Origin of the sequence: Bacillus sp. FSL K6-0268, from assembly GCF_038005425.1 — a bacterium.
In the GTDB taxonomy this organism is placed as follows: domain Bacteria; phylum Bacillota; class Bacilli; order Bacillales; family Bacillaceae_G; genus Bacillus_A; species Bacillus_A thuringiensis_S.
Map to the genome: position 1 here is coordinate 2,924,667 of NZ_JBBOTF010000001.1, position 20,334 is coordinate 2,945,000.

The following is a 20,334-nucleotide window of genomic DNA, read 5'->3' on the forward strand; positions in this document are numbered from 1 at the left end:
AAATAAAGGTGGGATTCTATGATAAAAAAAGAGAACAGTGTATTTTATATCTCCATCTTGCTTACAACCTTATTTATTATATGGGGTGTCATACCAGCAAGCTGGATACAAGGCCATGATTTACAAAGTATCACATCTTCTTTAAACTCATTTATCCTCAATAAATTTGGATGGTTTTACTCTCTACTTATGACCACAATGCTTGTTTTAGCTACTTATTTAGCCTTTTCAAAATACGGTTCTATTCGTCTTGGTAAAGATGGAGAAAGACCAAAATACAGCTATTCATCTTGGTTATCCATGTTGTTTGGAGCAGGAATGGGGATTGGACTCCTCTTCTATGGAATCGCTGAACCGATTTCACATTTTACAGATCCATTAACAGGAAAAGCAGGTACAGAGGAAAGCGCCAAACTCGCTATGCAATATTCATTTTTCCACTGGGGACTCTTTCCGTGGTCACTATACGCGATGGTTGCTTTAACAATTGCATATTTCACATTCCGCAAACAAAAAGGTAGCACAATTGGGGCTACAGTTACTCCATTATTTAATCGATCGAAAAATTCTCCTATCGGAAAAACAGTCGATATTTTGGCTGTTTTAGCCACAGTATTTGGCATTGTGCCATCTGTTGGGATTGGTGCTCAACAAATTGCCGGAGGATTAAGCTATTTATTCCCTTCTATTCATAACACTTTACTTACTCAGCTCGTACTTATAGCTATCTTCGCTGTTTTATATTTAACAAGTGCGCAAACTGGCTTAGATCGTGGGATTAAATATTTGAGTAACTTGAATTTCTCTCTCGCAGGTATTTTACTCGTCTCCTTTTTAATTTTAGGACCAACTGTATTTATTATGAAATATTTCACATCTACACTCGGTTCTTATATCGGCGCTTTACCTAGTATGGGATTAAATTTAGGAGCATTTAGTGAAAAATCTTCTTCTTGGATTGAAAACTGGACTATTTTCTATTGGGGATGGTGGATCTCTTGGTCTCCATTCGTCGGTACATTCATTGCTCGTATTTCTAAAGGGCGCACAATAAAAGAATTTATTATTGGAGTTGTATTAGTCCCAACTCTTATCTGTACATTTTGGTTTGCAGTATTTGGCGGTACCGCTATCCATATGGAAATGTTCCAATCGCTTGGGATAGCTGATGAAATCGCAAAAAATGGTACAGAGATTGGATTATTTGCTGTTATTTCGCACCTACCATTCTCTACATTTTTAACGGTTATCGGGTTAATTTTAGTAGCCACATTTTTCGTTACTTCTGCCGACTCGGCAACATTTGTTGTTTCAATGCAAACGAGTAACGGAAGCTTATCACCGAAAAATAGTTTAAAACTTATATGGGGATTAACAATCGCGATCATTGCAGCTCTTTTATTACAAGCCGGAGGGTTAAATGCACTACAAATTGCAGCTATAATTGCTGCGCTACCATTTTCTATTGTAGTCGTTCTTATGGTCACTTCTCTTTTTAAAGAGCTAAAAAAAGAAGATGTTAATTCGCAAACGAAAGAAATCCCGAAAAAAATAAAAAAGGTTATGTAACGATTATCACTTCTTTTAAATAAAGTATTCGGCCAATAAATTAATCCTGAATTCCTTAATAATAAAGGTGGGAAAGTAAATTAAATAAACTCCATTCGTATGAAATATAATTTTCATACGAATGGAGTTTTATTCTATCTCTTATACAAAAGACACCATCATATGCATGTTTCTAATAAAACCGCCATGATAATGTCTTCTCAAAAAAGCAAAAATTAATTATATATAATAATAAGATTAAACGTTATTTATTTCTTAAATAATCTCTTTCTAAATACGAACATACTTAGTGCGGAAAGAACAAGTGTTATGCCAGAAAGTAAAGTCGATGTGCTAGCTTCACCGCCTGTTGATGGTAAAAATTTCTTACCTTCCTCTGGCTTATTAGTATGTTGTTTATTTAAAGTGTCTGCTTTCCTTCCCTCGTTTTCAACAACTTGATTATTCCCTTTTGGTTCTTGATCCAATCCTGTTGCTGATTCTCTTACTTCTTTCTTTGGTTCTTTCGCTTCTTCAACTTCTTTTGTTGGTTCTTTCACTTCTTCTTTTGACTCTTCCACTTCTTTCGTTGGTTCTTTTACTTCTTCTTTTGACTCTTCAACTTCTTTTGTTGGTTCTTTCACTTCTTCTTTTGACTCTTCCACTTCCTTTGTTGGTTCTTTCACTTCTTCTTTTGACTCTTCAACTTCCTTTGTTGGTTCTTTCACTTCTTCTTTTGTTTCTTCCACTTCTTTTGTTGGTTCTTTCACTTCTTCTTTTGACTCTTCCACTTCCTTTGTTGGTTCTTTCACTTCTTCTTTTGGTATTAATTTTTCTACTATATTCTGCATTACAATGCCACTATATAATATGCCAGTCTCATAATGATCTGCATCTAAATCAAATTCATATATTTTTTCTCCTAAAGTACGCCAAATGATTCCCTCATCAGTAAGAGTTCCACCTTCACTCTTTAGTGTAATCTTTTCAATTGGCTCTCCCTCTAAATCATATACAGGTATTTTCACTTCTTTATTTATTTCTGCATCATCCAAAATGACCTTTTGCCTTCTAACATCAATTGTTACCCACTGACCTAATTGTATTAATGGCCTTACATCACGAATCTCATTTTCAGCTAATTTTAAACTAAGTAAGTCTAGCATTGATCCAAGAACCGTTACATCTTTAATACGATTATCTGTAAGATTTAACCACTGTAAATTTTCCAATGAAGATAGTGGTGTTATATCTTCAATTTGATTATGAGATACATTCACATTATTCAATTGTTTCAAGTTTGAGATGAACTCAATATTTTTCAGGCCTACTCCTTCTAAAGTGAGTTTTTCTAAGTTCGTCATGTACTCTAAACCTGTTATATTTTTTATCTCATTTCCATTTTCTTTAAGTATCTCTAATTTTTTAATCTGTAATAAATCTTCTTTTGTAATAGGAGCGTTTAAATTCTCTTTATTAATATGTTGTTGTAAAGTTTTATCGAGAATTACATTTTGACTTTCTTTTTGTTTTTCAACTATATTCTGTATAACCGTACCATTAAATCTTATTTTACTTTCAGTAGAATTAGTATCTAGTTTAAATTCATATATTTTTTCTCCAGGACTATTCCATTTTATAAATCCGTTATTCAGAGTAGCCCCTTCACTTTGCAAATTAATATTTTGAAGTGGCTCTCCTTTAAGGTTGTATACTGGGATTTTTATTTCTTCATCTACGCTTCCTTCATTTAAAAAGATTTTTTGTCTTTGAATATCAATTGAAATTCGCTTACCTAATTCCTCAACAGGCCTTACGTCAAAAATTTCATTTGCTCCAAGATTTATCTCATGTAAATTTGTTAAAGTGCTCAACGGCGATATATCAGAGATATAATTCTCTTCTAAATTCAGCACTTGTAAATTTCCTAATTGCGATAATGATGATATATCTTTTATTTCACTATCAGAAATTTCTAGTTCAATAAGATTACTCATTTTACTAATAGATTCAACATTATTAATTTTATTGTTCCCTATCCATAATAATTCCACATTATTTAATCGATCAATTCCCGTAAGATCACTGATTTGATTATTTGCTAAGTATAATTGTTTCATAGTTGATACTGTAAATAATGGCTGGATATCTTTAATGTTATTACCGATTAAATCTAATGTTTTAATTTTTTTCATTTTACTTAATGGTGTAAGATCAGAAATTTTATTATCTCTTAAAAAAAGCATATTAATATTCTCTAACTGCTCAATTGGGTGAATACTTTCAATTGAATTAGACGTTAAATCAACGTACTTCAAACCTCTCAACTTCGAGATGGCTGATATGTCTTTTACATTAGACTCTCGTAACGTCAACTTCTCTAAGTTTGTCATATACTCTAAACCAGTTATTTTATTTATTCCTTTACCTGAATAAATAGATAAAGTTTTAATTTGTAATAAATCTTTCTTTGTGATTGGCGCATCTACATTATCTCTATTTAAGTTATATTTATTAATATATTTTTGTAATTGCTTATCTAATATTACATTTCCGTTTTCATCTTGTTGCTCCTCTTTATTTTCCTTTTGTTTTTCTGGAACATTGTTCTCTAAATTCAATGTATTTACTTCAAACTGTACTTGGTACTTATTATCATAGGCCATTGTTGGAATATAAATATGCATTCGCATATTATACCTTTTTCCTAATTCCCCTACTTCAAACTGAATCACTTTCGTTCCATTTTTCTTTTTATCTTCTGATGTTACTTTCACATCATGAAACACACCTGGAGTATGAATATCCTCTGTTTTCAAGTATTGAAAGAAATCACTATCACTTAATGTTGCTGTTACAATTTTCTTTCCATTCTCAATTGTTAATTTCGGATCCTTTATATAAACAGCTGCCATAGACTCTTCATTCGTTTTATCTTTATACGCTTTAATAACAGCGTCATATGTACCATCTTCTAAACCTTGTCCAGTTTTATTCGCCTCAATTGCTACTGCCGCTAAAGCAGGTGTTGAATAAACAGCAAACGGAAGTGATAACGCTGCCGCTATAATCATTGCATTTATACGTTTTCTTTTATTTTGTTTCAACTTTACATCTCCTCCGAAATATATAATTCGAAATGTAATCATTTCTCGAATAAATGATAATGATTTTCATTATCATTGTCAACTAGGAAAATAAAAAGTTTACAAAAAAAGAACCTCTTTAAAAGAGGTTATGCCATTTTCTCACCTGATTCTTCTCTAAAAAAGCTTTTCATCGCATGAAATACGTCTGCTTTTTGCTTTAAAATATAGTATCTAAAGTTTTCATCTTTAATATTTTTATAGGCTGACATGAGTGTACTATGGCGATTATACTGATTCACTTCCCCATATCCAAACATATTACATTTCTTCATTAATTCTTCCACAAGCTTTACACACCTAGCGTTATCTGATGTTAAATTATCACCATCTGAAAAATGGAATGGATAAATATTATAGCGGTCTGGTGAATATTTATTATCAATCAGTTCTAATGCCTTTTTATATACGGAAGAACATATTGTTCCGCCACTTTCTCCTTTTGAGAAAAATTCTTCTTCTGTGACGACTTTCGCTTCTGTATGGTGAGCAATAAATTCAATATCAACTGTTTCATACTTTGTTCGTAAAAATCTTGTCATCCAGAAAAAGAAGCTACGTGCCATATACTTCTCCCACATTCCCATCGATCCACTCGTATCCATCATCGCTAACACAACAGCCTTTGAATCTGGCTTTAATACTTCATTCCAAGTGCGGAACTTTAAGTCTTCTTGATGAATTGGATGGAAAGATGCTTTACCACGCATCGCATTTCGTTTATATGCAGATATCATTGTTCGTTTCTTATCGATATTTCCCCATAATCCTGTTTTTCTAATGTCATTAAATTCAACATGTTCAATCCGATTTTCATCTATTTCTTTTCTCTTTAAATTAGGCAGCTCTAACTCTCTGAAAAATGCCTGCTCTAATTCTAAAATAGAGACTTCAGCTTCATAGTAATCTTCCCCAGCTGCATCTCCTGCTCCTTGCCCTTTTCCTGGCCCTTTTTGTTTTTGACCACCTGATCCATCTCTCGCAACGACATCACCAACTTTACTGTCACCGTTTCCTTGCCCAACATGTTTATTTTTATCATAATTGTATCTAATCTTATATTCATCTAGAGAACGAATTGGTATTTTTACAACATCTTTGCCATTAGACATAACTATACTTTCTTCTGTTACAAGATCGGGTAAATTATTCTTAATTGCCTCTTGTACTTTTTCTTGATGGCGTTGTTGGTCGTCATATCCTTTGCGATGGAGGGACCAGTTTTCCTGTGAAATCGTATAATTTGGTTGATTTTCTTCGCCCATTCCTTTCCCTCCTTACTGTAATTGTCTTCCTTTATGAACAGCAATCTATAAATTTTGTTCTGTACTGTGCAAGCTAGAATATTTGAAAGGTAACTGCCCACAGAAAATCATCCCATAAACATTTATAACGTTTTTCATACAATACCCGAGCATCCTAAACAAAATTTTGCCACTCACATAATAGAAAGAAATATTCAGCCACTGATAAGAAAGAAACACAATGCATTGTTGCACACATTTTTACTTTGCAACATATTGTATTGTGTTGGCTTTTTTCGTATGAATGGTTGGTTACTCTATCATATGCATATTGTAAAAATAATTGACAATAAATTCATGAAATTGCATCTTAATTTATTACATTTGGACAAGGTATGACACTTTATACACATATGAACGGATAATAAAACGCTGTCCCGCAAAATACAAGAGACAGCGTTTTGTTATCAAACTATCGGTTTAACAAGCTACCTACATAGCGTAATAATTCATTTGCTGAAGAAGAATTATAGCCATGCTCATCAATTAAACGCGCAACAACATCATTGATTTTCTTAAGCTGATTTTCGTCTGGCGTTTTCGTTGATGTTGTAATTTTCACTATATCTTTTAAATCAGCAAATAGTTTTTTCTGAATCGCTTCACGAAGACGTTCATGTGAATTATAATCAAAGCGTTTTCCTTTACGGGCATAAGCAGAAATGCGAATTAAAATCTCTTCACGGAACGCTTTCTTAGCATTTTCTGAAATCCCAATTTGCTCTTCAATTGAGCGCATTAATTTTTCATCTGGACTCATTTCTTCTCCTGTTAACGGATCACGTAATTTCGATTTATTGCAGTACGCCTCGACGTTATCTAAATAATTATCCATAAGTGTCTTAGCCGATTCTTCATATGAATAAACAAACGCCTTTTGTACTTCTTTCTTTGCGATTTCATCGTATTCTTTTCTCGCTAATGAGATGAAATTCATATAACGTTCACGGTCTTCATTACTAATCGATGGATGCTGATCCAGCCCATCTTTTAAAGATCTAAGTACATCTAACGCGTTAATAGATGGTACCTCTTTTCGAATGATTGTAGACGAAATTCGGTTAATGACATAACGAGGATCAATACCCTTCATACCTTCATCTTGATATTCTCGTTGTAGCTCCTCTACATCAATCGCATTATAACCTTCTACCGTTTCTCCATCATACAAACGCATCTTTTTAATTAAATCAATATCCGGACGCTTCGGATCTTTTAAACGAGTTAAAATAGTGAACATTGCTGCAACGCGAAGTGTGTGTGGTGCAATGTGAACATTCGACACATCACTTTCACGAATCATTTTTTCATAAATATGTTCTTCTTCACTTACTCGTAAATTATAAGGAACTGGCATTACAATAATTCTTGAGTGCAATGCCTCATTTTTCTTATTTGCTATAAATGAGCGATACTCTGTTTCATTCGTATGCGCTACAATTAATTCATCTGCTGAAATAAGCGCAAATCTTCCCGCTTTGAAATTCCCTTCTTGCGTAAGCGATAATAAGTGCCATAAAAACTTCTCATCACATTTTAACATCTCTTGGAACTCCATCATTCCTCGGTTCGCCTTATTTAATTCTCCATCAAATCGATACGCACGCGGGTCTGATTCTGAACCATATTCTGCAATCGTAGAAAAGTCCAGACTACCTGTTAAATCTGCAATATCCTGTGATTTTGGATCAGACGGGCTAAATGTACCAATCCCTGTACGGCGATCTTCAGAGAAGAAAATACGCTCTACAACTACATCCTCAATTCTTGATCCGTATTCTTGCTCTAAACGCATGACATTTAGTGGTGATAAATTTCCTTCAATTCTAACCCCATACTCATCAAAGAAATCATCTCGTAAATGATGTGGAATTAAATGCAGTGGATCCTCATGCATTGGGCATCCTTTAATTGCAAAAATTGCTCCACGATCTGTTCGTGAATATGTTTCTAATCCTCGTTTCAACATCGTAACTAACGTTGATTTCCCTCCACTAACAGGACCCATTAATAATAAAATTCTTTTTCTAACATCTAATCGTTTTGCGGATGGATGAAAATATTCCTCTACAAGACGTTCTAGAGCATCCTCTAATCCAAAGAGCTGATTACTAAAGAAGTTATACTTTCTTCTACCATCAACTTCTTCAATTCCAGCATCTTTTATCATATTGTAAATGCGAGAGTGTGCTGTTTGAGCCACCCATGGTCTTTCTTTCACAAGCTCCAAATACTCCGCAAACGTACCTTCCCATTGTAACCGTTCTTCTGCTGCTCGATGCTGTTCAATCTTTTTTAGAATATCCATTATAGCTCCTCCCCCATCTCCTTGTTCAATCGGATTATTATAAAAGGTATGCTAGGATGTCCTTAAACATTCTTTAAATCAAAACGAAATATATAATAGCACGCTAAAATTCTCTCCAAAATTCAAAGAAAATTCTGTATAATATAGGTATTAACATTTTCACACTGCTATTCATTATAAATAAATTCTTTTCTTCTAAGAACCTTACATACATTTTGGGTAATAAATAGAACTCGTGAACCGAAAAAAGTAAGGAGGATATTAGTATGAAATTATTATTAATTTTAGGTGTATCACTCACATTTCTTACAGCTATTTTTACATCTGGTTACAATGACAAACCAGGTACACATAAAAAATGATGTGCTTTTAGCACATCATTTTTTTATACATTATTTATAATACATATTTTCCATATCATATTTGGATAATGGTCGACTATAATAATAACCTTGTACAAGCTTCACATTCTTTTCTTTCAAAAACTGTATTTGCTCCTTTTTTTCTACTCCCTCTGCAATTACATTCAGTTCTAAAGTATGAGCTAAATGAATAATTGCAGCTGTAATATTCGTATCACGTTCATCTATATGTATACCTTCCATAAAAGAACGATCAATTTTTAAAGTATCAATTGGATATGTTTTCAAGTAACTTAAAGATGAATAGCCTGTTCCAAAATCATCTAAATGAATCTTTAAATTTTGTTCTTTTAATTGTAGTAACACTCTCTTCGATATATCTTTATGTATAAGAGCTCCTTCTGTAACCTCTATCGCTAATAAATAAGCTGGTACATTGTACTTATTTAAAGCCCGTGTAATCATCTCTATTAATGTAATAGAGCGAAAGTGTCTAGCTGAAATATTAACTGCAATTGGGACCACTTCATATCCTTTATTTAACCATTCGCGCAGTTGCTGACACACTTGATTTACTACCCATTCATCGAGCTTAATAATAAATCCTGTTCTTTCTGCCAACGGAATAAATTGATTTGGAGAAACAAATCCTAATTCCTTATTCTCCCACCTTATTAAAGCTTCCATACTAGCTATTTTTTTCGTTTCAATATTAATTTGTGGCTGATAATATAAGAAAAACTCATTTTTTTCTATAGCACGATGTAACTGGTTTTCTATTATAAACCTTTGTTCACGCTCACAGTCTAATCCACTACAATAAAAATGATAATGTCCTTTTCCTTTTTCTTTTGCTTTTTCTAAAGCAGCATCGACCCTCTGAAATAGTATTTTTTCATCTTCTCCATCTGCTGGAGCCATTACAATTCCAATTGACGCACTTAAATATACATCTTCTTCCTCGATTACAAAATATTCACTAATATTTTTCAGTATGCCTTTTGCAATTTCCTCTACACATTCTTTCGTTATATTTTCTATTAACATAACAAATTGATCATCGTGTTCTCTAAATAAGTGCATACCTTCTATTTTTAGATTGCTTAAACATTCTGTAACTTTTTGTAATACTTTATCTCCCTCTTTATGACCAAATGTATCATTAATACGATGAAACTCATCTAAATCTATAAATACAAGCGCAAAATTTATACTCTCTTTTAAAAAAGTATTTAACTTATTTGTACATGAAATTCTATTCATTAATCCCGTTAACTGGTCATAGTAGGCTAAATATTCTGTTCGCATTTCGTTTAATACTTGCCTTGTAACATCTCTCGTAACAATATAAACTCCAACAATTTCACCGTTCACAATAATCGGGATAGTTCTCAAAGAAATATATAGCTCGTACCCTTCTTTATGAACATATTTCTTTGAAACAATTTGTTTTGCTCTTCCCTGCAGAGCTCCTTTAAATAGAATTTGAAAGTCTTTTTCATATTCTTTATTAATGAATTCAAAAATAAATTTATTATTTAACTCTTCATACCGGTATCCAAATATTTCATACGTTGCCGGGTTTGCATATGTAACTCTCCCTATAGAATCTATAGATATAATTGAGTCATTATTATATTCTAGTAACGACTTAAATAACATTTGTTTTTCCTCTATCTCTGTCTTCTCCTCAATTTGAGCTGTAATATCTCTTGTAATACAAATAACAAATTGACATATTCCTTCTTCATCGCAGACAGGATTAAGTGAAGATTCATAATGTATCTCACCTTTTTGTAATTTGACTACATCACAAAATGTGTGTGCTTTCGCTTCTCTCACTACTTTTTCATATTGCCTTTGCAATATCCCCGCTATATCTTTTGGTAATACTTCTGCAAAAGTTTTTCCATAGCACTCTTCGCTTAACCTAGCATAATCCATTCCTATTCTATTCACATACATATATTTAAACGTTTCATCATCAATAACTTTCAAAATAAATACTAAATCTTGAATAGCATGTAATAATCCTTGTCTAATTAAATCCATATCTATCATACTTAAAAAGGTATTTTGATTACTATATTCTTCCTTCATATTTATCTCAACCCGTCTTATCTATTTTTAATCATATATCCCATTCTATATGATTATGTCCTCTCTTTTAAATGTATGATTACATATTATTTTTATTTTATAAAAAAAAGTCGCCATATGGCGACTTTTAATAAACGATTTCTAAATCTAATCCAGGGTAATTTTGTTGACGGAACGCTTCATAAATTAAAATTGCTGCTGTATTAGATAAATTTAATGAACGTACTTTATCTGTCATTGGAATACGTAAACAATGATCAAAGTTTTCTTCGATTACATTAGCTGGTAAGCCGTTTGTTTCTCTTCCAAATACAAAATAGTAATCCTTCTCGCGCTTGCTATAGTCAAACGCTGTATGAGCTTTTTCGCCATACTTCGTTAAATAGAAGAATTCACCATCTTTATTTTTTTCATAAAATTCTTCAATTGAATCATAATACGTAATTTTCACGTGCTGCCAATAATCTAATCCGGCACGCTTTAACATTTTATCATCCGTTGAAAATCCAAGCGGTCTAATCAAATGTAATTCTGTTCCAGTTGCTGCACAAGTACGAGCAATATTCCCTGTATTTGCTGGAATTTCTGGCTGATATAAAACAACATGTACTCCCACGCGATATTCACCTCTGTTTTTTGTCTACTACGTATTATACCACTTGAGCGAAAAATCTCTACCCATTAATAATATGAAAGAATTTATATTTCATTTGTGGTGTATATTTACTAGAGTCTTCATAGTTCCAATAACGTCGACGGCTATTCGCTGAATGTGCATTTACAAGCGGCATACCATCTGCATCTTTTGCTACTACAATCGTCGTATGATTCCATCTTCCGTCATCCTCGAAATCATAAGCAATAACATCTCCAAGAATAAGTTCTTCTGGCCTCTCTACCGCCTCTGCTCGAAGTCCTGTTGTAGCACCTGACAAATACCAATAAAAAGAATGTGCAACAGCCCAGCTCCAACTCCACTGATTCTCCCTTTGCCACCATCCTTTACGAATATTAGGATATCCGTTCATAGGTACTTCTCCAGTATGAAGACATTGAGAAATAAAATTCGTACAATTATCAGGGAAATTACGATACATAGGATTTCGGTCATCCCACCAACGCTCTGCATATTTCACTGCCTCTAAACGATTATACTGATAAGAACCGTACTTCTCTTTCGTAATTTCCCTTTCTAATGTCTCACCCATTCTAATTTCTTCTGACACTTCAATATCATAATCGCCTATAATCCGACTATTATTTAAACAAACTCTTCGTTTTAATTGTTCCTCTTCAATATAAAATAATTCTTTATGCTTAATTAAATATTTAAAATGTATTTGATAATCAATTTCTTGATGGTCATTACTATTTAATTGTCTAATGAAAGAAACATCCGCAGTTGCTTTCACTATATGTGCACTACGCCTTTGAAACAATTGTTTCTTTCTCTGTGCCATTTGTAGTAAATCCTCAGCAATACCATCCACGTCTGTTCGTTTCTCTGTGATATATGCTAAAAACTGTTGTACTTGCTTTTCAATATTCATTTTTACAGCCATTTCGTTTCCCTCCCATATTACAATATGAAAAAGGGAAATATTATCTACTCTTTTTTCTGTGCTAACAATTCAAGCCCGCGCTTCATTTCATGAAGTACTTCTTCATCTTTCTCACGTTCCATCGCTTTCTCAATCGCTTCGCCTACTCCATCTCCCCCAATTTTCCCAAGTGCCCATGCTGCCGTTCCGCGCAATACCGGTCTTGGGTCATCTTTCATAACACCAATTAAATCAGGAATTGCCGATGCTTCTTTAAAATGTGCTAATGCTAAAATCGCATTTCTTTGCAGTGGCTTTTTCCCTCTCCATGACCCTGACATAATCCCATATTTCTCTTTAAAATCACGATTACTAATTGTTAAAAGTGGCGTTAATAATGGTTTAACTAGCTCAGGGTCCGGCTCCATCTCAGGATGATTATGAAAATCCATTCCTTTGTTTTTCGGGCAAACAGTCTGACACGTATCACATCCATATATACGATTTCCTATTTTATCGCGATATTCTTCAGGTAGGAATCCTTTCGTCTGTGTTAAAAACGCAATACACTTCTTCGAATCTAACTGTCCCCCCTGTATTAAAGCACCTGTAGGACAAATATCGATACATTTCGTACAGCCCCCGCATTGATCTTCTATCGGCTTATCTGGCGGGAATGGAACATTTGTAATCATTTCCCCTAAGTATACGTACGAACCGAATTCAGGTGTAATAATAGCACAGTTTTTCCCACTCCAGCCAATGCCTGCACGCTCTGATACAGCTCGATCACTTAATTCACCTGTATCAACCATGGACTTCACTTCTATATCCGGAAGTTTTTCAATTAAATATGCTTCTAATTTTTGCAAACGATCTCGTAAAACAAGATGATAATCTTGTCCCCAAGAAGCACGGCAAAAAATTCCACGGCGTTCTCCACGCTTACTTAATGGTGCATTTTTTAATTTTGAAGGATATGCTAAAGCAATCGCAATAATTGATTTAGCACCCGGTAATAAAAGTTGCGGATTCGTTCTCTTCTCTATATCAGGCTCTTCAAATCCAGATTGATAATTTAATTGTTGTTGCTGGATTAAGCGCTGCTTTAATTCCTCAAAAGGAGAAGCACTCGCAAAGCCTATTTTATCTATGCCAATTGTTTTACTATACGCAATTACATCTTGCTTTAATTGTTCAAAATCCACTCTTAATCGCCTCCTCAGATGAATCCATCATCCCTTATGTAACGACTTTATTGGTTAGTAATTCACTTTTGGAATACTATTATTTACTTCTATTTTCGCATGTAATTATATTTTTCAAACATTAAAAAACGCAATGCCTCGTTTATCTCGGAAACGAAACACTGCGTTGATCACAATTTATAGAAAAACATTTAATAAAATTTGGAGCGGGTGAAGAGAATCGAACTCTCGACCAGAGCTTGGAAGGCTCTTGTTTTACCACTAAACTACACCCGCAAATATAAATTACATATAAGATATTAGAATAACTTATGTAAAATAGTATAGCATGTTAAAAAAATAGAGGCAAGAATTTTATCGAAAAAAGTCGAAAAAGTGATGAGAGACCTCATCACTTTTTCAATTCTTTATCAATGGCCTTCTTCATACTATCGAAATCAGGGTTTGCAAGATTTCCGTTTACATATACTGAAGGAGCACCTTGAACTTTTAATTTTTGAGCACGATCTGAATCTTTACGTACTTTTTCTGTAATTTCTTTACTGTGTAAATCTTTCTTAAATTGCTCTACATCAACTTTTGGAAGTTTCTCTTTCACAATGCTAAGAAGCAAATCTTCTGTAATCCATTCTTCCGTATCTTTCTTTTGATTTTGATAAATCTCATCATAGAAAATCCAGAATGAATCTTTATCTTGTTTATAAATTGCTTCACCAGCTGCTGCACCTAAATCCGAGTCTTTTCCGATAAATGGGAAGTTAATAAAATATAACTGCACTTTGCCTTTATCAATATACTCTTCTTTTAATCGAGGTAATACTGTTACATCCCAAGTACGACAAGCAGGACATTTGAAGTCTCCAAATTCAACTACCTTAACTGGAGCATCATCTTTCCCTAAAGATTGTTGCGTGGAATAAGCAAACATCTCATTCCCTTTATCTTTTTTGTCATTTATGATGCTATACGCAATTGTTCCAATTACAATCAATACTGCGATAGAAAAAACTATACCAAGAGCCATGAGTTTATTTGATTTCATATACATTCCTCTTTAAATTCATATTCTGTATACAGCATTGTACACAATACACATAATATCAACACTTATATACGTCACGCAATGAACACGCTCACATAAATTACAAAAACACAATAATTGTGACGATATTGTGTCACAATTTGTCACAATTTATTCAAAAAAAGAAGCTCCTCTGTAGGAACTTCTCTTAACTTACTGCTTTTTTACGCGCGCTATTTAACATCGACTGCTCTATTTTTATATCATGACGAATTACCAATTTCTCACTAACTGCTTGAACATACTCATCATGGCTTATATAGCCTTCTTTCTCCATTAGTCTCAAAACGACATTTCGTCTCTCTACTGCTTTATCATAATTTTGGGCAGGTGAGTAATAAGCAGGTGCTTTTACTACAGCAGCCATCATTGCACTTTCAGCCAACGTTAATTGGTTCACCTTTTTACCGAAGTAAAGGTTTGCTGCTTTTTCAATTCCCCATGCTCCTTCTCCATAATAAATGTTACTTACATATAATTTTAATATTTCATCCTTCGTAAATGTACGTTCAATTTTTTTCGTATAAAAAATCTCTTTCCACTTACGAGAAAATGTACGTTCATTCGTTAAAAAAGCATTTTTAGATAGCTGCTGTGTAATCGTGCTTCCTCCTTGTACGACACCACCAGCCTTTATATTCTCAACAGAGGCCCTAATAATTGCTATATAATCTAAACCGTTATGATGATAAAATCTTTTATCTTCTGTCGCAATAAATGCATGTGTTAATGATTCTGGTACCTCTAACTTAGCCGGCACATGTAATTTACTAATATCACTTTGCTCAATCATTACATTTCCAATGAATAATAACGTACAACTTAACAATAATAATAATATAATGGCTTTATAAAAAAGTTTAGTCATTGGATTTAATGCAACTTTTTGATGATAGTTCACCCTAGATAATACTCGTTCTTTCATCTTGAACACCTCTTTTCCACACAGCATATAACTCTTACTTTAAGAATACATTGTTGTAAAAAAATATCCCATCGATTTCTCTTACACGTACCTTACATCATTGTAAGGTATAAAGTGAAACTTTAATAAGCCCTCATCAATCAGGCTTACTGCCCAGCAAATAGTCGGATAAAAAAGTATTGTATCACAGTCTTTTTTTATCTACTATTCATCTGAAATATTGAATATAGGTATGTTAAAGTACGAATAACCAATAAGAGAGTAACCCTTAAGACTATTATATTTTCACTTTACACTTTAATTATATCATCTACAAATATATGTACTTTTAACTATCTAGTAATCTAAATGTATATAACATATAAAGTGAAACTTTAATCAGTGGAGGTTTTGTTCATCCCCACTGATTATTAGCCCTCACCAATTGAGCTGCCCGGCAAATAGCGGGATAAATCCATTATACAGAACAAACGTTCTACAAATCAATACTAGCGCTATTATTATTTTGACCTTTTTCTTAAACAGTATACAAAAAAAAGAGTAGTGATTTGAATGTATCTCAAATCAGTCACTCTTTTCTTTACAATCTTCCTATTAAACTATACGGCTGTACTTCCCACGTTTCGTACGGAATATAATGTGTTGCTCTCATCGCATCAAGCGTTCTGGATTTCATATGAGGACGCGTTATATACTCATCTATATTCTCTTCATTTAAAGCAACAAATTTAGCCTCTTGTATTTCTTCAGGTTGAATTTTTATTTCACCGCTCACATATGCCACTTTAAAAACAACAGCTAAAATATGCATAGAAGCATTATAGTAAACACCTGTAACTCCAACCGGCTTCACAGTTAAACCGGTTTCCTCAAACATTTCCCTACAAACTGCTTGATCGAGCGCTTCTCCTTCTTCCACCTGTCCTCCTGGCAACTCCCACGTATCCGATCGCCAATGTACTTTAGCTAATAACACTTCATCTTTTTCATTTGTTAAATAACCTGCTACAGCAACGATATGCTTTGGTGTTTTATGTTCCATATTAAACCTCCTAGAAATAATGATTATTTCATATATCCCTATAAGCATATTCCCTGTCTACAACAAAATACCTTTACTAATTCATCAACTTAATTAACTTCATAAAAAAAGCCTCTATCCGTTAAACGGACAGGGCTTCTATCGTATTATTCTCCTAAGTCTACGTTGTGGTAAACTTGTTGCACATCTTCTAAATCTTCTAATGCATCAACCATTTTCTCAAATTGTACTTGAGCATCTTCGGGAAGTGTAACATCACTTTGTGCAAGCATTGTTAATTCTGCAACTGTAAATTCTTCAACACCAGCACCTTTAAGTGCAGATTGTACTGAATGGAATTGATCAGGTTCAGCATACACGATAACAGAATCTTCTTCTTCTAGAATGTCACGTGCATCAACATCTGCTTCCATTAAAATTTCAAGAACTTCATCTGATGTTTTACCTTCAAGGCCGATAACAGCTGTCGCATCAAACATGTAAGCTACAGAACCGTTTACACCCATGTTACCACTGTTTTTGCTAAATGCAGCTCGTACATCTGCTGCAGTACGGTTTACGTTATTTGTAAGTGTATCTACAATAACCATAGCTCCATTTGGTCCAAATCCTTCATAACGAAGCTCGTCATAATTTTCCTCTGAACCGCCTTTTGCCTTTTCAACTGCACGATCAATAATTGTTCTTGGTACATTGTATGTTTTCGCACGTTCTAATACGACTCTAAGCGCTTGGTTTGATTCTGGATCTGGCTCTCCTTGTTTTGCCGCCACATAAATTTCACGTCCAAATTTCGCGTATATACGGCTTGTATTTGCATCTTTCGATGCTTTTTTGTCTTTAATATTGTTCCATTTACGGCCCATACTTTCCACTCTCTTTCTCGTTTTAAATCTACATAAAAATATTAATATGAAATATAATGTGTGTTCAACACATTTTTAAAAGAAATATAAAAAGTTCATTTTTGATTCATATTACAGACATAATATAAATCACTATCATTTTGTTCTTTCGACAAGTTATATTATACATGAATTCCTAAGTTTATTACGAATTTTAGCATCACATAATATAATTTAACAAAAAAGACTCTAACATTTCTGTTAGAGTCTTTTTATATTGCCGATACCGATTTCCATAATATTCCCATAATTACTTTCTATTGCTGTACAATAAAAATAGGGAAAAATTTGAAGAAAAGGTGGAGGGAGAATTATGACACATTCAAATGAGAAAAAATCACATGCTTTTAAAGGAATAGGAGAGAAGTTAAACCCAACTATCTATCAAGTAAGATTCATGAAATTAGATGAACCAATCCAATTTGAGGCGTTTCCTGAATTGAAGGAATTAGAGGACTGGTTGAGTACTTCAACGCACATGTGGTCGTGCCACTCAACTATGTACAAATACAACAGAGAAAAGTTTGAAAAGAAGTTTTTAGAAATTACGAAATTAACAGCTGATCATGTACTAATATCTACTGGTGGTGTCGGATTTAACTTCATGTCACCGGGGTGGAGAAATTCTCTCTAGAGTGCTCGAAGGGAATATTATAGAATACCGCAATTAAAAGGATAAAATTGAATGTTTGTTTTTATCCTTTTAATGTTTCGCAGTTTACTCACCGTACACTTTTTGTGCTTATTTTGTCATGTAATGAAAAGAAAACAAAAAAAACTCTATACTAATTGTATAGAGTTTTTTTACGACGTTCATGATACCGATGGTCGGGGTCGAACCGACACTCCCGAAGGAACACGATTTTGAGTCGTGCGCGTCTGCCAATTCCGCCACATCGGCACAAAAGAAAAGGCGGCAACCGGATTTGAACCGGTGATAAAGGTTTTGCAGACCTCTGCCTTACCACTTGGCTATGCCGCCATATTAAATTTCATTGGAGCGGAAGACGGGATTCGAACCCGCGACCCCAACCTTGGCAAGGTTGTATTCTACCACTGAACTACTTCCGCAAAAATGGCTGGGCTAGCTGGATTCGAACCAGCGCATGACGGAGTCAAAGTCCGTTGCCTTACCGCTTGGCTATAGCCCATCGAATTCTTACTTAATTATATGTAAGTATCAATTAAATTATTTGTAATTTTAAAAATAAAAATGGGGCGACTGATGGGAATCGAACCCACGAATGCCGGAGCCACAATCCGGTGCGTTAACCACTTCGCCACAACCGCCATGTTGTGTAAATATATTTGGCAGGGGCAGTAGGAATCGAACCCACACTGGAGGTTTTGGAGACCTCAGTTCTACCTTTAAACTATGCCCCTATGTAAATGGTGGAGGGGGGCAGATTCGAACTGCCGAACCCGAAGGAGCGGATTTACAGTCCGCCGCGTTTAGCCACTTCGCTACCCCTCCGAAACTTACATGGTGCCGGCTAGAGGACTTGAACCCCCAACCTACTGATTACAAGTCAGTTGCTCTACCAATTGAGCTAAGCCGGCGTATTTTATTAAAATAAATGGTGGCTCGGGACGGAATCGAACCGCCGACACGAGGATTTTCAGTCCTCTGCTCTACCGACTGAGCTACCGAGCCTTATTAAAATGGCGGTCCCGACCGGGGTCGAACCGGCGATCTCCTGCGTGACAGGCAGGCATGTTAACCACTACACCACGGGACCATTTGGTTGCGGGGACAGGATTTGAACCTGCGACCTTCGGGTTATGAGCCCGACGAGCTACCGTGCTGCTCCACCCCGCGATAATACTATTTATATAAAATTCATATGGTGGAGGATGACGGGATCGAACCGCCGACCCCCTGCTTGTAAGGCAGGTGCTCTCCCAGCTGAGCTAATCCTCCAAAGTGGTGACCCGTACGGGATTCGAACCCGTGTTACCGCCGTGAAAGGGCGGTGTCTTAACCACTTGACCAACGGGCCAAATATTATAAATCCTATGGCGGAGAGCAAGGGATTCGAACCCTTGATACGCTTGTGACGTATACATGATTTCCAATCGTGCTCCTTCGGCCAACTCGGACAGCTCTCCAATGGCTCCGCAGGTAGGAATCGAACCTACGACCGATCGGTTAACAGCCGATAGCTCTACCGCTGAGCTACTGCGGAATAATATTGCCTGGCAACGTCCTACTCTCACAGGGACAAGGTCCCAACTACCATCGGCGCTAGAGAGCTTAACTTCCGTGTTCGGTATGGGAACGGGTGTGACCTCTCTGCCATCATTACCAGACATTATTCTTTTGAGACAATCATTATTATAACTTATTCACTTTAAAAGTCAACAATTTTTTTATGTTCTCTCAAAACTAGATAACATTGCTACATATTATATGGTTAAGTCCTCGATCTATTAGTATTCGTCAGCTCCACATGTCACCATGCTTCCACCTCGAACCTATCAACCTGATCATCTTTCAGGGATCTTACTAGCTTACGCTATGGGAAATCTCATCTTGAGGGGGGCTTCATGCTTAGATGCTTTCAGCACTTATCCCTTCCGCACATAGCTACCCAGCTATGCCCTTGGCAGAACAACTGGTACACCAGCGGTGCGTCCATCCCGGTCCTCTCGTACTAAGGACAGCTCCTCTCAAATTTCCTACGCCCACGACGGATAGGGACCGAACTGTCTCACGACGTTCTGAACCCAGCTCGCGTACCGCTTTAATGGGCGAACAGCCCAACCCTTGGGACCGACTACAGCCCCAGGATGCGATGAGCCGACATCGAGGTGCCAAACCTCCCCGTCGATGTGGACTCTTGGGGGAGATAAGCCTGTTATCC

At 35.2% G+C, this 20,334-nt stretch carries 13 protein-coding genes, 16 tRNA genes and 2 rRNA genes (1 of these 31 cut by a window edge); 2 read left to right on the plus strand and 29 right to left on the minus strand.

The annotated features are described in order from the left end of the window. Window positions 1-18 precede the first annotated feature (18 nt). The gene (gene opuD / locus MHI28_RS15045) at window positions 19-1,569 is read left to right on the plus strand and encodes a glycine betaine transporter OpuD (protein ID WP_000591602.1); all 1,551 of its coding nucleotides are present in this window, start codon (window positions 19-21) and stop codon (window positions 1,567-1,569) included. Window positions 1,570-1,817: 248 nt separating this feature from the next. Here the strand turns inward: opuD and MHI28_RS15050 are convergent, their stop codons facing one another. The 12 genes from MHI28_RS15050 to MHI28_RS15105 form a co-directional block, all read right to left on the minus strand. After that, entirely contained in the window at window positions 1,818-4,655 is a 2,838-nt protein-coding gene (locus MHI28_RS15050; protein WP_340828067.1) for a leucine-rich repeat domain-containing protein, read from the minus strand. 128 nt (window positions 4,656-4,783) lie between these two features. Next, window positions 4,784-5,959 (minus strand): sporulation protein YhbH, encoded by a 1,176-nt coding sequence (gene yhbH, locus MHI28_RS15055; RefSeq protein WP_000503516.1) that lies wholly within the window; start codon window positions 5,957-5,959, stop codon window positions 4,784-4,786. 451 nt (window positions 5,960-6,410) lie between these two features. After that, window positions 6,411-8,306, minus strand: a complete 1,896-nt coding sequence (locus tag MHI28_RS15060) for a PrkA family serine protein kinase (RefSeq protein ID WP_000353273.1) — start codon at window positions 8,304-8,306, stop codon at window positions 6,411-6,413. Window positions 8,307-8,698: 392 nt separating this feature from the next. Then, window positions 8,699-10,768: a sensor domain-containing protein gene (locus MHI28_RS15065; RefSeq protein WP_000657163.1), complete on the minus strand. Its 2,070-nt coding sequence runs from the start codon at window positions 10,766-10,768 to the stop codon at window positions 8,699-8,701. A gap of 127 nt (window positions 10,769-10,895) precedes the next feature. Then, window positions 10,896-11,384 (minus strand): tRNA (uridine(34)/cytosine(34)/5-carboxymethylaminomethyluridine(34)-2'-O)-methyltransferase TrmL, encoded by a 489-nt coding sequence (gene trmL / locus MHI28_RS15070; protein ID WP_000538147.1) that lies wholly within the window; start codon window positions 11,382-11,384, stop codon window positions 10,896-10,898. A gap of 58 nt (window positions 11,385-11,442) precedes the next feature. Continuing rightward, window positions 11,443-12,330, minus strand: a complete 888-nt coding sequence (locus tag MHI28_RS15075) for an amidase domain-containing protein (RefSeq protein WP_000279323.1) — start codon at window positions 12,328-12,330, stop codon at window positions 11,443-11,445. A 44-nt stretch (window positions 12,331-12,374) separates the two neighbouring features. Continuing rightward, window positions 12,375-13,517, minus strand: coding sequence for a tRNA epoxyqueuosine(34) reductase QueG (gene queG / locus MHI28_RS15080; protein ID WP_000345208.1), 1,143 nt, complete (start codon window positions 13,515-13,517; stop codon window positions 12,375-12,377). A gap of 202 nt (window positions 13,518-13,719) precedes the next feature. Then, window positions 13,720-13,793, minus strand: a tRNA-Gly gene (locus MHI28_RS15085). Window positions 13,794-13,908: 115 nt separating this feature from the next. Then, on the minus strand, window positions 13,909-14,559 hold the full coding sequence (locus tag MHI28_RS15090; protein WP_000841308.1) for a DsbA family protein: 651 nt from the start codon (window positions 14,557-14,559) through the stop codon (window positions 13,909-13,911). Between the two features lie 187 nt (window positions 14,560-14,746). Further along, a complete protein-coding gene (locus MHI28_RS15095) occupies window positions 14,747-15,523 on the minus strand; it encodes a transglycosylase domain-containing protein (RefSeq protein ID WP_000664718.1) in 777 nt (258 codons plus the stop codon). 580 nt (window positions 15,524-16,103) lie between these two features. After that, window positions 16,104-16,565 carry an NUDIX hydrolase gene (locus MHI28_RS15100; RefSeq protein ID WP_000400451.1) on the minus strand — a complete coding sequence of 154 codons (462 nt, stop codon included), beginning with the start codon at window positions 16,563-16,565 and terminating at the stop codon, window positions 16,104-16,106. A 146-nt stretch (window positions 16,566-16,711) separates the two neighbouring features. Beyond that, on the minus strand, window positions 16,712-17,431 hold the full coding sequence (locus tag MHI28_RS15105) for a YebC/PmpR family DNA-binding transcriptional regulator (RefSeq protein ID WP_000532954.1): 720 nt from the start codon (window positions 17,429-17,431) through the stop codon (window positions 16,712-16,714). Between the two features lie 352 nt (window positions 17,432-17,783). Between MHI28_RS15105 and MHI28_RS15110 the strand changes: the two genes are divergently transcribed. Further along, window positions 17,784-18,104 carry a DUF3884 family protein gene (locus tag MHI28_RS15110; protein WP_000149823.1) on the plus strand — a complete coding sequence of 107 codons (321 nt, stop codon included), beginning with the start codon at window positions 17,784-17,786 and terminating at the stop codon, window positions 18,102-18,104. Window positions 18,105-18,289: 185 nt separating this feature from the next. Here the strand turns inward: MHI28_RS15110 and MHI28_RS15115 are convergent. From MHI28_RS15115 to MHI28_RS15195, 17 genes are all read right to left on the minus strand, one after another. Continuing rightward, window positions 18,290-18,371 (minus strand) — tRNA-Leu (locus tag MHI28_RS15115). 10 nt (window positions 18,372-18,381) lie between these two features. Beyond that, a tRNA-Cys gene (locus MHI28_RS15120) sits at window positions 18,382-18,452 on the minus strand. A 14-nt stretch (window positions 18,453-18,466) separates the two neighbouring features. Then, window positions 18,467-18,541: transfer RNA gene (locus MHI28_RS15125), tRNA-Gly, on the minus strand. Between the two features lie 5 nt (window positions 18,542-18,546). After that, window positions 18,547-18,621, minus strand: a tRNA-Gln gene (locus MHI28_RS15130). A 63-nt stretch (window positions 18,622-18,684) separates the two neighbouring features. Beyond that, window positions 18,685-18,760: transfer RNA gene (locus tag MHI28_RS15135), tRNA-His, on the minus strand. Between the two features lie 19 nt (window positions 18,761-18,779). Continuing rightward, window positions 18,780-18,853: transfer RNA gene (locus MHI28_RS15140), tRNA-Trp, on the minus strand. A gap of 7 nt (window positions 18,854-18,860) precedes the next feature. Next, window positions 18,861-18,944, minus strand: a tRNA-Tyr gene (locus MHI28_RS15145). A 10-nt stretch (window positions 18,945-18,954) separates the two neighbouring features. Then, window positions 18,955-19,030: transfer RNA gene (locus tag MHI28_RS15150), tRNA-Thr, on the minus strand. An 18-nt stretch (window positions 19,031-19,048) separates the two neighbouring features. After that, window positions 19,049-19,124 (minus strand) — tRNA-Phe (locus tag MHI28_RS15155). Between the two features lie 9 nt (window positions 19,125-19,133). Next, window positions 19,134-19,209: transfer RNA gene (locus MHI28_RS15160), tRNA-Asp, on the minus strand. Window positions 19,210-19,212: 3 nt separating this feature from the next. After that, window positions 19,213-19,289: transfer RNA gene (locus MHI28_RS15165), tRNA-Met, on the minus strand. A 26-nt stretch (window positions 19,290-19,315) separates the two neighbouring features. Beyond that, window positions 19,316-19,391 (minus strand) — tRNA-Val (locus tag MHI28_RS15170). 4 nt (window positions 19,392-19,395) lie between these two features. Then, window positions 19,396-19,470: transfer RNA gene (locus MHI28_RS15175), tRNA-Glu, on the minus strand. Window positions 19,471-19,487: 17 nt separating this feature from the next. After that, window positions 19,488-19,579: transfer RNA gene (locus MHI28_RS15180), tRNA-Ser, on the minus strand. A 2-nt stretch (window positions 19,580-19,581) separates the two neighbouring features. Continuing rightward, window positions 19,582-19,656, minus strand: a tRNA-Asn gene (locus MHI28_RS15185). A gap of 8 nt (window positions 19,657-19,664) precedes the next feature. Then, window positions 19,665-19,780, minus strand: a 5S ribosomal RNA gene (rrf, locus tag MHI28_RS15190). A gap of 100 nt (window positions 19,781-19,880) precedes the next feature. Next, window positions 19,881-20,334 (minus strand): 23S ribosomal RNA (locus tag MHI28_RS15195) (it continues 2,468 nt past the right edge of the window).